Source organism: Vibrio sp. Vb0937, assembly GCF_033338855.1.
In genome coordinates, this window is record NZ_JAWOTK010000377.1 from 1 (window position 1) to 1,112 (window position 1,112).

Below are 1,112 nucleotides of genomic sequence, written 5' to 3' on the forward strand. Positions count from 1 at the left end.
GTTGAAGAACTGACTAAACTAGGCATTGAAAACGCGAAACCAGTACAGGCGGGCGTAAAATTTAAAGCCACGAATGAGCAAATCTATCGTTGTTGTTTGTGGAGCCGCTTGGCATCACGATTTGTACGTGTTTTATCTGAATTCACTTGTAACGACGACATGGATCTATACCTATCGACTTCGTCAATTAACTGGGTGAATCAATTCCACAGTTCTAAGCGTTTCGTTGTGGACTTTAACGGTACCAACCGCGAGATCCGCAACAGTCAGTACGGCGCGATGAAAGTAAAAGATGGCATCGTTGATTGCTTTGAGAAGAAAGGCTTACCTCGACCAAACATCAGCAAAGAACGTCCTGATATTCGCGTTCATGTTCGCCTTCACAAAGATAAAGCTATCTTAGGTGTTGATATGGTAGGCAGTGGCCTTCATCAACGTGGCTACCGTCCGGAATCTGGCCGTGCACCACTTCGTGAAACATTAGCAGCGGCGATCATTATGCGTTGTGGTTGGGACAGTCATCAGCCACTTCTCGATCCAATGTGTGGTTCTGGTACGTTACTGATTGAAGCGGCAATGATGGCTGCAAATATGGCTCCTGGTGTAAAACGAAAGCAATGGTGCTTTGAATCACTTGAAGACTTTGAGCCAGATACATGGGCTGAAATCAAATCAGAAGCAAACGTTCAGGCTAGACGCGGTGTCAAGAAAGTTGACGCTAAGTTTTTTGGCTTCGATAACGACCCGAAAGTTCTGAAAGTTGCACAAGAGAACGCTCGCAGAGCAGGGGTTGAGGAACTGATTGAGTTTGCTCAAGGCGATGCGGCAACTATTACGCGACCTGCAGGTTTTGAAAATGGTGTGATTGTATCTAACCCACCTTACGGCGAACGTTTGGGTACAGAGCCAGGTCTGATTGCGCTTTACACCGCGTTTGGTGGCCAATTGAAAGCAGAATTTGGTGGCTGCAAAGCGTCTATTTTCTCTAGTTCAGATGAGTTGCTGAGCTGTCTTCGCATGCGTGCAGATAAGCAATTCAAATTAAACAATGGTGCGTTACCGTGTCACCAAAAAAACTACAGCATCGCAGAACGTAGTGCCGATGAAGTAAA

General features: G+C 46.0%; 1 protein-coding gene. It reads left to right on the forward strand.

Translation table 11 applies throughout. The annotated features are described in order from the left end of the window. Window positions 1-1,112: bifunctional 23S rRNA (guanine(2069)-N(7))-methyltransferase RlmK/23S rRNA (guanine(2445)-N(2))-methyltransferase RlmL (rlmKL, locus tag R7P67_RS25845; RefSeq protein ID WP_318086455.1), on the forward strand; the 1,112-nt coding region annotated here is incomplete at both ends.